At 66.9% G+C, this 13,395-nt stretch carries 16 protein-coding genes and 1 pseudogene; 8 read left to right on the forward strand and 9 right to left on the reverse strand.

Annotated elements, in window-relative coordinates:
• Nucleotides 1-74: 74 nt before the first annotated feature.
• Genes P1X14_RS19915 through P1X14_RS19935 form a run of 5 tightly spaced genes read right to left on the reverse strand, consistent with a single transcriptional unit; the run spans nt 75 to nt 3,253 of the window.
• Nucleotides 75-455, reverse strand: a complete 381-nt coding sequence (locus tag P1X14_RS19915) for a DUF2141 domain-containing protein (protein ID WP_277317167.1) — start codon at nt 453-455, stop codon at nt 75-77.
• On the reverse strand, nt 439-1,221 hold the full coding sequence (locus tag P1X14_RS19920) for a sterol desaturase family protein (protein WP_277317181.1): 783 nt from the start codon (nt 1,219-1,221) through the stop codon (nt 439-441). The genes P1X14_RS19915 and P1X14_RS19920 overlap by 17 nt, the downstream gene beginning before the upstream one ends.
• Nucleotides 1,222-1,271: 50 nt before the next feature.
• Complete coding sequence (locus tag P1X14_RS19925) at nt 1,272-1,820, reverse strand: DUF2585 domain-containing protein (RefSeq protein WP_277317182.1); 549 nt, start codon at nt 1,818-1,820, stop codon at nt 1,272-1,274.
• Nucleotides 1,821-1,861: 41 nt separating this feature from the next.
• Entirely contained in the window at nt 1,862-2,590 is a 729-nt protein-coding gene (locus P1X14_RS19930) for a hypothetical protein (protein ID WP_277317168.1), read from the reverse strand.
• Between the two features lie 51 nt (nt 2,591-2,641).
• Nucleotides 2,642-3,253, reverse strand: coding sequence for a TetR/AcrR family transcriptional regulator (locus P1X14_RS19935; RefSeq protein WP_277317169.1), 612 nt, complete (start codon nt 3,251-3,253; stop codon nt 2,642-2,644).
• Nucleotides 3,254-3,331: 78 nt separating this feature from the next.
• Here P1X14_RS19935 and P1X14_RS19940 point away from each other — a divergent pair, with 78 nt between their 5' ends.
• The 6 genes from P1X14_RS19940 (at nt 3,332) to P1X14_RS19965 (ending at nt 8,663) form a co-directional block, all read left to right on the forward strand.
• Nucleotides 3,332-3,943 carry a glutathione binding-like protein gene (locus P1X14_RS19940; protein WP_277317170.1) on the forward strand — a complete coding sequence of 204 codons (612 nt, stop codon included), beginning with the start codon at nt 3,332-3,334 and terminating at the stop codon, nt 3,941-3,943.
• A 274-nt stretch (nt 3,944-4,217) separates the two neighbouring features.
• Nucleotides 4,218-5,381 carry a lycopene beta-cyclase CrtY gene (gene crtY, locus P1X14_RS19945; protein WP_277317171.1) on the forward strand — a complete coding sequence of 388 codons (1,164 nt, stop codon included), beginning with the start codon at nt 4,218-4,220 and terminating at the stop codon, nt 5,379-5,381.
• Nucleotides 5,378-6,856: a phytoene desaturase gene (locus P1X14_RS19950; protein ID WP_277317172.1), complete on the forward strand. Its 1,479-nt coding sequence runs from the start codon at nt 5,378-5,380 to the stop codon at nt 6,854-6,856. The genes crtY and P1X14_RS19950 overlap by 4 nt, the downstream gene beginning before the upstream one ends.
• Complete coding sequence (locus P1X14_RS19955; protein WP_277317173.1) at nt 6,853-7,434, forward strand: TIGR00730 family Rossman fold protein; 582 nt, start codon at nt 6,853-6,855, stop codon at nt 7,432-7,434. The genes P1X14_RS19950 and P1X14_RS19955 overlap by 4 nt, the downstream gene beginning before the upstream one ends.
• A gap of 5 nt (nt 7,435-7,439) precedes the next feature.
• Entirely contained in the window at nt 7,440-8,375 is a 936-nt protein-coding gene (locus tag P1X14_RS19960; RefSeq protein WP_277317174.1) for a phytoene/squalene synthase family protein, read from the forward strand.
• A 108-nt stretch (nt 8,376-8,483) separates the two neighbouring features.
• On the forward strand, nt 8,484-8,663 hold the full coding sequence (locus P1X14_RS19965) for a hypothetical protein (protein WP_277317175.1): 180 nt from the start codon (nt 8,484-8,486) through the stop codon (nt 8,661-8,663).
• Nucleotides 8,664-8,666: 3 nt separating this feature from the next.
• On the opposite strand, the gene P1X14_RS19970 is transcribed toward P1X14_RS19965, so the two are convergent.
• Both P1X14_RS19970 and P1X14_RS19975 read right to left on the reverse strand, forming a co-directional pair.
• Nucleotides 8,667-9,059: a hypothetical protein gene (locus tag P1X14_RS19970; protein WP_277317176.1), complete on the reverse strand. Its 393-nt coding sequence runs from the start codon at nt 9,057-9,059 to the stop codon at nt 8,667-8,669.
• A 64-nt stretch (nt 9,060-9,123) separates the two neighbouring features.
• Nucleotides 9,124-9,369, reverse strand: coding sequence for a hypothetical protein (locus tag P1X14_RS19975; protein ID WP_277317177.1), 246 nt, complete (start codon nt 9,367-9,369; stop codon nt 9,124-9,126).
• A 92-nt stretch (nt 9,370-9,461) separates the two neighbouring features.
• On the opposite strand from P1X14_RS19975, the gene P1X14_RS19980 reads away from it, so the two are divergent.
• Both P1X14_RS19980 and P1X14_RS19985 read left to right on the forward strand, forming a co-directional pair.
• The gene (locus tag P1X14_RS19980; RefSeq protein ID WP_277317178.1) at nt 9,462-11,279 is read left to right on the forward strand and encodes an ABC transporter ATP-binding protein/permease; all 1,818 of its coding nucleotides are present in this window, start codon (nt 9,462-9,464) and stop codon (nt 11,277-11,279) included.
• An 11-nt stretch (nt 11,280-11,290) separates the two neighbouring features.
• A complete protein-coding gene (locus P1X14_RS19985) occupies nt 11,291-12,241 on the forward strand; it encodes an alpha/beta hydrolase (RefSeq protein ID WP_277317179.1) in 951 nt (316 codons plus the stop codon).
• On the opposite strand, the gene P1X14_RS19990 is transcribed toward P1X14_RS19985, so the two are convergent.
• The gene (locus P1X14_RS19990; RefSeq protein WP_277317180.1) at nt 12,228-13,106 is read right to left on the reverse strand and encodes a hypothetical protein; all 879 of its coding nucleotides are present in this window, start codon (nt 13,104-13,106) and stop codon (nt 12,228-12,230) included. The two genes, P1X14_RS19985 and P1X14_RS19990, sit on opposite strands and share 14 nt — an antisense overlap.
• A gap of 32 nt (nt 13,107-13,138) precedes the next feature.
• Nucleotides 13,139-13,395 (reverse strand): annotated as a pseudogene (locus P1X14_RS19995) (ATP-binding protein); the annotation flags it as partial.

A 13,395-nucleotide genomic window follows, 5' to 3' on the forward strand; every position in this document is an offset into this window, starting at 1 on the left:
TCCCCCACCCGGCCACCCAACGGAAGGTTATTCTATGGGTGGCCGGGTGGGGGAGCGGGCCGGTGCCGAAAAACCTAGAGCAAGTACCGGATGCGCACCTGTTGTTGCTCGGCGCCGGTGCCGACCGTGAAGCTGGTCGATTTGAACTTGGGCGGGCCGAAGCCGATGCCCGGGTTGCGCGAAAAGCCGAAGCCTTCCTTCGGCATGCCCAGCATGGTGTCGAGCTTCGAATTGCCATTCTCGTCATGGATCACCGCCAGCGCATAGGTGCCCGGCGGCAGGCCCTCGAAATGGATGCGGGTGGTGGTCGCCGCCACGCTGTGGCGGATCGCGTGGCCGGTCTTGCAGTCGGGGAAGCTCTTGGGATCGGTGGTCAGGCACAGGCGCAGCATGCCCTTGTTCGACCGCAGCTTGACGATCTCGACGTCCAGGCTGCCGCTATGAAGCGGCGCCATCCCCGGCAGCAGCATCGCTGCGGCGGCGGCGATGCATGCCCTTGGGACCGCTTTCGAAACTGCCGACACCCCGATCCGTGCCGCAAAGCCGGTCCCAGAAGCGGAAATAGAGACCATAGTTGCACCCATATTGCTCATGGTGCCGCTGATGATGACTCGCCGTGATCAGCCAGCCGCCCAACACCCCCCGCCACATGAAGCGCGGAAACAGCTCCCAGCCCATGTGATTGGTCACACCCATAACGGTCATGATCGCAAGGACCAGCCCGAGCGCGGCGGCGTGGATCGGAATGACGAACACCAGTAGCGGAATTACCACAGCGCCGGTGAGCGCCTCGACCGGGTGGAAGCTCATCGCCGCCCATGCCGTCGGCGGGCGGCTGGCATGGTGGACGGCATGGGCGATGCGGAACCAGCGCGGGCGGTGCATCAGCCGGTGGGTCCAGTAGAACCATGTGTCGTGCGCGATCAGATAGAGCAGCACCGACAGCGGCACATACCAGAGCGGATATGCGGATGCGTCGGTGTAGATCGCCGTCCAGCCGCGATTCTGCCACCCCCAGGCGACAACGCCCGCCGGCACGCCATAGATGGCGGCGCTGGCGAGGCTCCAGCCGATCTCCTTGCGGATCTGCGGGGTGAGGCCGCGATAGAGGCCCGGATGCTTCGCGCGGGTGGCCAGATCGAAGGCGCCGCTGACGATCAGGTACCGCACGCCGACGATGAGGGTCATCGCGATTGCGGAGAGGAGGATGGCGAGGGCGATGCTCACCGCTCTCCTCTAGTCGAGCGGGGCGCCACTTCCAATCGGCGTGCTCAGGTCAGCCAGGCGCCGCCCTGCCAGACCTTGATCGCATCGATCGGCCAGACGAGCATCAGCACGTTGAGCGTCAGATTGTCGCGGATCAGCAGCAGGGTCATCAGCTCGAATGCGATCGCGATACCGATGATGACGCGCGCGGGCAGGCGCGTCGCCAGCCAGAAACCGAAGCTCATCCAGCCGATATCCGCCATCGAATTGACGATCGAATCGCCCGAATAGCCGAGCGCGATCGTCGCTTCGCGATAGCGGTTGATGATGATCGGCGAGTTTTCCAGCACCTCCCACGCGCCCTCGACCAATATGGCGGCGGGGAAGGCCCATCGGCGGGTATCGCCCTTCAGCCAGAAATGCGCGGCGGCATAGAAGAGGAAGCCATGGATGATGTGGCTGAACGTGTACCAGTCGGCGAGATGCTGGCTGTTCTCGCTGGAATGGACCGCGCCGTGCCACAGCTTGATCGTGCCGCAGGTGCAGATCGGCGGGCGATCCATCAGGACGAGGGTGATCGCAAAGCCAGCCGCCAGCGCGAGCGCGGCGTAGATTGCGGGGCGCGTGATGCGCAGCGGCGTGCGGACGATTCCGGTCACAGTGCGCCGACCAGTCCTTCGGGATCATAATCGAACCCGTCGCCGACCTCGTCGATGGTGGCGAGCTCGCGGCGGGGCAGATCGATCCAGCGGACTGCATCCTTGTCCGAATCGATCCGGCCATGCGCGATGCGTGCGCGACGGGTGAGATAGTTGATGCTCAGCGACGCGGTCTCCCCGGTGTTGCGCTGAACATTGCTATAGTCATAGCCGATCAGCCGCAGCGCATTCTGCTGCCAGCGGAAGGTGAAGCTGGTCGTCCCCGCGCTCCAGCCGCCGGCGCTCATGAAGCGCCCGAGCCGGACGTGCAGGACGCCCTCGCGTACTTCCATGCCGCCGCCCGCGCCATCGGCGGCGAACGGATCCTCTGCGCAGGGATTGTCGCGGCGTGGCACCAGCTTGCTGTTCTGCATTGCCAGGCGATAGCCGCCGCCACGGACGGCGAAGACGATCGCCAGGATGCGCGGATTGGTGTCGTAGGTGTCACCGCACAGGCCGCCGGTCGGCAGGACGTTGCGCGGGTCCTGCTTGCGCAGCGCCAGTACGAGATCGGGCAGGCCGTCGCCGTTCAGATCGCCGCCCGATTGCTGCTCGATCGTCCATCCGCGCGGGATGAATTCCTGCACGCTCGCCGCAGTCGAACGCAGCGCGGGATAATGGACCGGCGGCAGCGGTGCGTCCTGAGCGGCTGCGGGGATCATGGCGGCGAGCAGCGAAGCGATCATCCGGCGATCCTGACGCGGCGATATCGCTTCGGCAATCGGCTTCGCAGGGCCTCAGCCGGCGGCCGGCCCCGCCACCAGATCCACGCAGCTCTTCGCGATGGCCTCCAGTTCCTCGCGCGGGCGGCCGGTGCGGGCGCGGATGCTGAGCGCCTGGATCACCGAGGTGACGATATGGGTGTGCGCTTCGGGACTGGGGCTGCCGGCCTGGACCAGCAGTGCGCCGATCGCGCGATCCTCGAGCATCAGCACGCGATCGAGCACGGCGCGGATATCGGGATCGACCACTGCTTCGGCGATGGCGGTGTTCAGCGCGATGCAGCCCGACGGACCGTCCTCGCCGCCCAGATAGACGTTGATCGTGTAGCGGAACATCCGCTCGAGCATTTCGCGCAGCGGGAGCTTCGCATCGTGCAGCCCGGCGAAGCTCTGTTCGAGCCAGGCATAGGTGCGTTCCAGCGAGGCGAGATACATGGCGCGCTTGTCGCCGAACGCGGCGGCAAGGCTGGGCCGGTTGACGCCGGTCGCCTGGGTCAGCTCGTCGAGCGAGGTCCCCGAAAAGCCGCGCGTGCGGAAGCGCGAAGCGGCGGCGTGCAGCACTTCGTCGCGATCGAAATTGCGGGGGCGGCCGCGCTGCCGCTTCGGGGTTTCTGTGCAATCTCGCATAAAATTCCTTGACGACCCTATTTTCATGCGAGATTGTACAAAAATCAAGTGTTGGAGTCGCCGAGGGAGGCCGTCGCCATGAAGCTGTATTTCAAGCCCTTCGCCTGCTCGCTGGCCGCGCGGATCGCGATCGAGGAAGCCGAGCTGGACGCCGAGTATATCGAGGTCCCCGCTGACGGCCGTCTGCCCGACGGGCGCGATTTCCGTGAGCTGAGCCCGATGGGCTATGTCCCCGCGATCGAGACGCCCGGCGGCTTCGTGCTGACCGAAGGCCCGGCGGTGCTGACCTATATCGCCGAGCTGGCCCCCGAAGGCGCCTTGTCCTTCACCAATTTCTCCGACGCGCATTACAGGATGCTCGCCTGGCTCAACTTCGTCGCGACCGAGCTGCACAAGGGCGTGTTCATGCCGCTGCTCGGCTATGCCAGCGATGCCGAGCGCGATGCGGCGCGGGCCAAGGCGGCGCGGCCGCTGGCGGTGATCGAGCGGCAGCTGACGGGCCGCGAGTTCCTGGAGGAGCGGTTCACGGTCGCGGACGCCTATCTGCTGGCGGTGCTCAACTGGTGCGAACATGCGCGGGTGAGCCTCGACGCGTATCCGGCGCTGCGCCGCTACCGCGCGAAACTGCGCGCGCGGCCGTCGGTGGCGCGGGCGATGGCCGAGGAATTGCCGCTGCTGAAGGCGGCGTGACTGCTTAAGCCCTCCCCCTTGATGGGGGAGGGTTGGGAGGGGGTGAGCCATCCACGAGCGCCATCGCCTGAGGCGCGCTCACCCTCATCCTCCCACCGCTTCGCGGCGGGCCCCTCCTTCTCCCATCAAGGGAGAAGGGTGCGTGGTCCCACCCGCAAAGCATTTCGAAGTGGAGCGAGGCCGCATCACGCCTCTCTCCCACCTTCCTGCCCCTCCGGCAGCAATGCCGGAGGGGGCATTTGTCAGCGGCGAATCGTTACGCTAACCGCAGTTCATGCCTTCCATTCACCAGTGTGACGTCGCGATCGTGGGCGGTGGCCTTGCGGGTGCGCTGATCGCGCTCGGCCTGGCCAGGAAGCGGCCCGATTGCACGATCCGGCTGATCGAGGGCGGCCCGCGGATCGGCGGCAATCATCTCTGGTCCTTCTTCGGCAGCGATGTGGCGGCGGCGGAACGCTGGCTGGTAGCGCCGCTCGTTTCCTATGGCTGGTCGCAATATGACGTGGCCTTTCCGGCGCACAGCCGGACGCTGCGCGCGCCCTATTATTCGATCGAGTCCGAACGGCTGGATCAGGTGGTCCGCGACGCTTTGCCGCCCGAGGCGCTGATGATGAAGCGCAAGGTGCTGGCGGCGAGCAGCAAGGCGGTGGTGCTGGCGGATGGCGACCGGGTCGAGGCCGGGGGCGTGATCGATTGCCGCGGGCCGGCCGAGCTGGGCGTGCTCGATCTGGGCTGGCAGAAATTCTACGGACGCGAGCTGCGGCTGCACGAGCCGCACGATGTGGCGCGGCCGATGGTGATGGACGCGACGGTCGAGCAGATCGACGGATACCGCTTCATGTACGCGCTGCCCTTTGCGGCGACGCGGCTGTTCCTCGAGGACACCTATTACAGCGACGAGCATGTGCCCGATATCGAGGCGATGAAGGGCCGGATCGACGACTATGTCGCGGCGCGCGGCTGGCAGGTCGAGCGGATCCAGCGCGAGGAGGCCGGATCGATCGCGGTCGTGATCGGGGGCGATTTCGATGCCTATTGGCAATCGGGCGGCAACAAGGTGGCCAAGGCGGGGGTGCGCGCCGGGCTGTTCCATCCGCTGACCAGCTATTCGCTGCCCGATGCGGTGCGCACTGCGGCTTTGGTGGCGAAGGCGGGCGATCTGTCGGGCGCAGGGCTGCACGACCTGCTCTATCGCCATGCCAAGCGGACCTGGAAGGCGCGCGGTTTCTATCGCATGCTGGCGGCGATGCTGTTCCGCGCGGCCGAGCCGGATCAGCGCTATCGCGTGCTCGAACGCTTCTATAGGCTCGATCCGCGGCTGATCGCGCGATTCTATGCGGGACAGTCGACCAATTTCGACCGGCTGCGGGTGTTGAGCGGGAAACCGCCGGTGCCGATCGGGCGCGCGGTCGCGGCGATAAAGAGGAACACGAAGTGAGGCGTGCGGTCGTCATCGGTGCGGGATTCGGCGGGCTGGCGCTCGCCATCCGCCTGCAATCGGCCGGGGTCGATACGGTGCTGATCGAAGGCCGGGACAAGCCGGGCGGGCGCGCCTATTTCTGGGAGCGGGACGGCTTCACCTTCGACGCGGGGCCGACCGTGATCACCGCGCCGGACACGCTGCGCGAACTCTGGAAGCTTTCGGGCCGTGACATCGGCGAGGATGTGAAGCTGGTACCGGTCTCGCCCTTCTATCGCCTGAGCTGGCCCGACGGGACGGTGTTCGATTATAGCAATGACGACGTCCAGCTGCGCGCCGAGCTGGCCCGGCTCGCGCCGCACGATGTGGAGGGGTATCGCCGCTTCCTCGGCTATTCCGCGGGGGTCTATGAAGACGGCTATGTGAAGCTCGGGCAGGTCGCGTTCCTCGACTTCATGTCGATGGTGAAGGCGGCGCCGTCGCTGATGCGCCATCAGGCGTGGCGATCGGTCTATTCGGTCGTTTCGGGCTTTGTGAAGAACGAGAAATTGCGCGAGGCGCTGAGCTTCCACACGCTGCTGATCGGCGGGAATCCGCTGAAATCCTCGGCCATCTATGCGCTGATCCACAAGCTGGAACGCGATGGCGGCGTCTGGTGGGCGATGGGCGGCACCAATCGGCTGATCGCGGGCATGGTCGCGCTGTTCGAGCGGCTGGGCGGCGTGGTGAAGCTGGGCGATCCGGTGACCGCGATCGACACGCTGGGCGAGCGGGTGACCGGCGTGCGCACCAAGAGCGGCGCGGTGTTCGAGGCCGATGCGGTGGCGAGCAATGCTGACGTGGTCCACAGCTATCGCGACCTGCTGAAGGGATCGCGCAGCGCGCAGCGGACCGCGGCGCGGATGGAGCGCAAGCGCTTCTCGCCGTCGCTGTTCGTGCTGCATCTCGGGCTGAAGGGGAGCTTCCCCCATGTGCCGCACCATTCGATCCTGTTCGGTCCGCGTTACAAGGGGCTGCTCGCCGACATCTATGACCATGGCGTGGTGAGCGAGGATTTCTCGATCTATCTCCACCATCCCAGCGCGACCGATCCGGCGATGGCGCCGGAGGGGCATGCGACGATGTATGCGCTGGTGCCGGTGCCGCATCTGGGCAAGTTCCCGGCGGACTGGAACGAAGTCGGACCGGTGCTGGAGGCGCGCATCCTTGCCGAGCTGCGCAAGCGGCTGATCCCCGATCTGGACGAGCGGATCGTGACCAGGTTCAGCTATATGCCGCCCGATTTCGCGACCGATCTGAACGCGCATCTGGGTTCGGGCTTCAGCCTGGAACCGATCCTCACGCAAAGCGCCTGGTTCCGCACGCACAACCGGGACGATGCGATCTCGAACCTCTATTTCGTCGGTGCGGGCACGCATCCCGGCGCCGGTATCCCCGGCGTGGTGGGCAGCGCCAAGGCGACGGCGGATCTGATGCTTGGAGAGAATAAGTGAAGCGTATCGCCATCTATTGCGGATCGGCCACCCCGGCGGACCCGGTCTATATCGAGGCGGCGCGGATGGTGGGCCATTCGCTCGCCAGCCGCGGGATCGGTGTGGTCTATGGCGGCGGGCGCCTCGGGCTGATGGGTGCGGTGGCGGACAGCGCGCTGGCGGCGGGCGGCGAAGTGATCGGGGTGATCCCGACCTCGCTGGTCAATGCCGAAGTGGCGCACAAGGGGCTGACCAGCCTGGAAGTGGTCGACACGATGCACGAGCGCAAGGCGCGCTTCGTCGAGCTGGCCGACGGCTTCATCAACCTGCCCGGCGGCACCGGCACGATGGACGAATTGTGGGAGGCGCTGAGCTGGGCGCAGCTCGGCTATCACAGCGACCCGATCGGGCTGCTCAACATCGCCGGCTATTATGACAAGCTGGTCGAGTTCTGGGAGCATATGGGCAATGTCGGCTTTGTCCGGCCGCAGCATCAGGGCCTGCTGCTGGTCGATGACGATCTCGACGGGCTGCTCGACAAGCTGACCAACGCCCAGCCCACGGTGCCGATCATCCATATGAAGCGTGAGGATCTTTGAGCGGGATGCTCCCTTCGCGCGCGGCGATCGTCGCAACGGCGGGGGAATCGATCGCGCGCGGATCGAAGAGTTTCGCCGCGGCGAGCAAATTGTTCGACCGCAAGACCCGTGAGCGGGCGCAACTGCTCTACGCATGGTGCCGGGCCTGCGACGATCTGGCCGATGGGCAGGACCATGGCCATGGCATGACCGCCGTCACCGATGCCGAGGCAAGGCTGGCGGTGATCCGCGAGAAGACCCAGGCCGCGCTCGACGGGCATTGGGTGGGCGATGCGGCGTTCGACGCCTTGCGCATCGTGGTGGCCGAGACCGACATGCCGCACCGCTTCGTGTGGGATCTGGTCGAGGGTTTTGCGCTGGACGCAGCCGATTGGCGCCCGCGGTCGGAGAATGATCTCTACCGTTACTCCTATCATGTTGCGGGCACGGTCGGCTGCATGATGGCCGTGATCATGGGGGTGAAGCCCGATGACGATGCGGTGCTCGACCGGGCATGCGACATGGGCCTTGCCTTCCAGCTCGCCAATATCGCGCGCGATGTGGAGGAGGATGACCGGGTCGGCCGTTGTTACCTGCCCGAGGAATGGCTGGTCGAAGTCGATATCCCGCCGGGCCAGCATATGAAGCCGCCGTTCCGATCGCGCCTGGCGATGCTGATGCGGCGGATGGCGGCAAAGGCCGAGGCGCATGAGGCGAGTGCGCGGGCCGGAACGCCCGCGCTTGGCTGGCGCTCGGCATGGGCGGTGCTGGCGGCGGCGGGCATCTATGGTGACATCGCGCGCAAGGTCGCGGCGCGGGGCGAGCATGCCTGGGATCACCGGGTGACGACCTCGGGCTTCGAGAAGATCGGCTGGATCGCGCGGTCGCTGGGGCAGGCGATCCGGCGCAAGTCGCTCTATCCGCCGGTCAGTCGCGACGGACTGTGGACACGGCCGCGTTAACCGCGTCCGGCAAGGTTTCGGCAAGTCGCGGCAGGGCATTTTGGGGACGGCCCCCCGACCCCAAGGTTATGCCCCGTGACGCTTCTTTCGGTTCAACTTTCCCGCGCCATGGCGCGCGGACGTAACACGCCCCGGCCGCCGCACACCCGCGCCGACCTGCTGGTGACCCTGCTGCGCAAGCGGGCGGCGGCGCACAATGCCGGTGCCGAGGATCTCGAAGCGCTGCTGCGCGACCAGATCCGCTGGGCCCTGCCGATCGTGCGCGAGCCGGTTGCCGCGAACGATTGAGGCTCAGGCCTCGCTCGCCGTACCCTGCACGATCAGCCCGGCGAACAGCGGCGCGACCACGCCTGCGATCCACATCCAGATCGGCAGCCCGGGGATCATGAAGGCGTTGATCATGCACGCCGCGAAGATCAGCCCGGCGACGATCCAGCCCGATGGCGCCCAGTTCGACGCACGGAATGCCACCAGCCCGCCGATCAGCGCGGCGAGGAACCAGCCGCACGCCATGATCGCCTTGGCCGCGAGCGGTGCTGCGGCGACCGCCGCGGCGATATCGTCATAGGACATCGATTTGGCGACGCTGCCCGGGAACAGATAATGGCTCAGCCCGTCCATCGCCGAGACGGTGAGCATCGCCACGACCACACCGGCCAGCGTGCCCAGTATCTTTCTCAACATCGAAAGCGCCCCGCATTCGTTACGAAAGCGGAAGAATACAGGAAATCAGCGGGATAGGCGAATCTCAGCTGCCGGGACGGACAGCGGGACGGCTGACGGGGCGGTTCTCGGCGAAGCGGCCCGACTTGGCCTGGCAGGATGCACCCACCACCGGAAAATCGAGATCGGCATGGCGGGGCAGGACCCCGCCCATCGCGGCGTTGCACTTGGCAGCGCTTTCGTAGCGGGCCGGCTCGACGCGCGCCTGCTGGCACGACATGCCGTCATCGCTGCACCCCAGGATCGCCATCACGAAATAGACCGGCTCCATCGCTCGCTCCTTCCGAAGTGTTAACGGATGGAAACGCCTCCTGTTCCGCCGAGCCGTTGCATCGGTGCGCCGGACGCCCCAAATGCCGCTTGATGCCGCCGCAAACATCTGAATCGGGTCCCGAGCGGCCGCTCTGGGCCACGATGCGCCGTTTCCTGCCCTATCTGTGGCCGGCCGACGCCCCGGCGCTGCGCGCGCGGATCGTGATCGCAATGCTGCTCGTCGTCGCGTCGAAGCTGGTGCAGGTCTATGGCGCACCGTTCGCGCTGCAGGGGGCGATCGACCGGATGGCGCTGGGATCGCGCGACGCGGTGTGGCTCGTGGTGGCGCTGGTGGTCGGCTATGCCGCGGCGCGGCTCGGGTCGACCGTGTTCGACAATCTGCGCAACGTGGTGTTCGAGCGGGTCGGGCAGGATGCGACGCGCAGGCTTGCCGCGGACGTGTTCCGCCATCTCCACAAATTGTCGCTGCGCTTCCATCTTGAGCGGCGGACCGGCGCGGTCACCAAGGTGGTCGAGCGCGGGACCAAGAGCATCGACACGATGCTCTATTTCCTGCTGTTCAACATCGCGCCGACGATCCTCGAGCTGACACTGGTGCTCCAGATTTTCGCGACGCGCTTCTCGGGCTGGCTGGTCGCGGGCACGCTGGCGATGGTGGTGGTCTATATCGCCTTCACCCGCTGGGTGACCGACTGGCGCGCCAAGCTGCGTCAGCAGATGAACGATCTGGATACCGGGGCGGTGGCGCATGCGGTGGATTCGCTGCTGAACTTCGAAACGGTCAAATATTTCAACGCCGAAGCGCGCGAGGCGAAGCGCTACGAAGATGCCGTGACCGCCTATGCCAGGGCCGCGACGGTCAGCGAGAATTCGCTGGCCTGGCTCAATATCGGGCAGAGCCTGATCACCAATGCGATGATGGGCGCCGGCATGGCGCTGATCGTGTGGGGCTGGTCGACCGGCCAGTTCACGCCCGGCGAAGTGGTGCTGGTCTCGACCCTGCTCAGCCAGCTGTTCCGCCCGCTCGACCTGCTCGGCATGGTCTATCGCACGATCCGGCAGGGGGTGATCGACATGGGCAGCATGTTCGACCTGATCGACACCGATGCCGAGGTGAAGGACGTCGCCGGCGCGCAGCCGCTGACGGTCAGCGCCGGGCATGTCCGCTTCGAAGGCGCACATTTCGCCTATGATCCGGATCGCGAAATCCTGAAGGGCATCGATCTCGACATTCCGCCGGGCAGCACCGTGGCGGTGGTCGGTCCCTCGGGCGCGGGCAAGTCGACGCTGGCGCGGATTCTCTATCGCTTCTACGACCTGACCGGCGGGCGGGTGACGATCGACGGGCAGGATATCAGCCAGGTCACGCAGTCCAGCCTGCGCGCCGCCATCGGGATCGTGCCGCAGGATACGGTGCTGTTCAACGACACGATCGGCTACAACATCGCCTATGGCCGCGAGGGTGCTTCCCCCGAGGAGGTCGCCACCGCGGCGCGGGGCGCGGCGATTGCCGGCTTCATCCAGGCACTGCCCGAGGGGTTCGATACCCGCGTCGGCGAGCGCGGGCTGAAGCTCTCCGGGGGCGAGAAGCAGCGCGTCGCCATCGCGCGGACTTTGGTCAAGAACCCGCCGATCCTGATCCTCGACGAAGCGACCAGCGCGCTCGACAGCCGGACCGAAGCCGATATCCAGGCGACGCTGGAGGCCATCGAGCATGGCCGCACCACCATCGTGATCGCCCATCGCCTCTCCACCGTGGTCCATGCCGACCAGATCGTCGTGCTGGAAAGCGGACGCGTCGCCGAACGCGGTACGCATGGCGAACTGTTGCGTCTGGGCGGGCTTTATGCCGAGATGTGGGCAAGACAGGCCCAAGAGGCCGAACAAGGGGGCGGGATCACCGCCTGACGGGAGAGGCGATGAGCATCTTGTGGTGGATCTTGGCATTGCTGGCGATCCTGATCGCCGGGCTGGCATTCTGGGCGCGGTTCATCGCGCAGGGCGTCGAGAAGCTGGTGCCCGCCGACGGGCAGTTCGCCGACGTGATGGGCGGGCGGGTCCATTACACCGACCGGGGCGAGAGCGCTCCGGGTGAGCCGGCCATCGTGATGATCCACGGCATCCTGGGCGGGATGCGCAACTTCGCCGATCTGGCGGAGGCGATGGCCAAGGATCACCGCGTCATCGTGATCGACCGGCCGGGCTGGGGTCATTCGGGCGTGTGGTCGCCGCGGCCCGATATCCAGACCCAGGCGGAGATCGTCATGGGGCTGATCGAGCGGCTGGGCCTCGACCGGCCGGTGCTGGTCGGTCATTCGATGGGCGGGGCGGTGTCGCTCGCCGCGGGGCTGGCGCATCCGGAGAAGCTGCGCGGGCTGGCGCTGATCGCGCCCTATACCCAGCCGATCGACCAGCCGCCCGAGGCGTTCAAGGCGATGAACGTGCCGCCCGCGATTGCCGGGCTGATCGCATGGACGCTGGCAACACCCATCGGCATGCGCACCGGCAAGGCCAAGTCGGCGATGGTGTTCGCGCCCGATCCGGTGCCCGCCGATTTCGCGACCCGCGGCGGCGGCGCGTTGGTGCTGCGGCCGCGCAGCTTCCGGTCGGCGGCGTTCGAGCTGGCGATGGCGCGCGGTTCGATGCTGCGTCAGGCGCCGCTTTATGGCGGACTGCGTGTGCCGGTGGCGATCCTCTATGGCCATGGCGATGCGATCCTGGCGCCTGCGCTGCACGGCACCGATACCGCGACGGCGATTCCGGGGGCGACCATCGATCTGATCGAGGGCGGGCACATGCTGCAGGTCGTCTACCCGCAGGCGACCGAAGCTTGGCTGCGCGGGGCGGTGGCGCGGTTCAGCGGCAGCTGAGCGTGATCGTCTTTTTCGGCTTGTCGAAGACGATCGACGAGCAATTGTCGAGATAGTCGCGGCCGATCTCGACGCGCAGCTCGCGACGGCCTTTCTTGCCGCCGGTGACGACGATCTCGTCCGGATCGGCTTCGGGCGCATCGGCTTCGGGGATGCTCTCGGTCGTCCCGAAATCGCCGGTGCGGACCATCAGCCCGGTAATCGACAGCGGCCCGATCTCGAGCGGGGAGCGGATCGCCATGTGGCGCACGGTGCGGATCACGCCGAGATAGACCAGCATCTGCTCGGGCGGCTTGTCGAATGCGCCGCTCTGGAACTGGGCGATGGCCGCGCCCGCCCCGGCGGTGGCGATGCTGTAGTCGCGCATCAGGCTGAAGCGGACGACGATGGTGTCACCGCCGACCTGCAGCTTCGTCCCGATCCCCGCCCGGCCATAGTCCGCCATCGGCAGGCTGACTGCGCGTTCGCCGGGCTGGGCGGGGCGCATCTGGTAGCGGACGACCGGCGCATCGAGCATGCCCGGCCCGATCGCGCCGTCCGCGCCCGTCACATAGGGCACCTGGAACCAGCCCGCGCGCCGCTTGAATTCGCCGCGACCGATATCGATGCGCACGACGTCGGTGGCGCCGGGCACCTTCACCGGGCCGATCCGGGCGATGAAGCCGATCATGCTGGGCTTGAAGCCCGCGCGCGCCGCGAAATCGGGATTGAAGATCGGCGATCCGGGTGCGCCGGGATCCAGCTTGATCCGCGCGGGCACGCCGTTGACCACGCCATCGACGATGCCGTCGCCGATGACCAGCAGTTCGGGTTCGTCCGCCGGGGCAGCGAGCAGGGCGATGGCGAGGAGCGGTTTCCAGATCATGCCACAGGCGTGGCCGAGGATCGGGGCGGAAATCAGGCGGCTTCGGCCGGTTGGGTCGTCCAGCCGAGCCGCGGAATGGTGATCGAACGCTTGCCCGCCAGATCGACGCGGCACACGAACAGCTCGCGGCTCTCGATATAGGCGATCAGGCGGCGCGCGCGGCCGAGCGAGCTGGTGCCATAGGTCGCGGCGATCTCGGCATCGCTTGGGCAGGGCAGCCCTTCGCGGGCGGCGCGGGCGACCAGCAGGAAGGGCCCGAGCATATCGTCGGGCAGCGCGCGGGCGGCGT

Origin of the sequence: Sphingomonas sp. AOB5, assembly GCF_029433115.1 — a bacterium.
GTDB lineage: Bacteria > Pseudomonadota > Alphaproteobacteria > Sphingomonadales > Sphingomonadaceae > Sphingomonas.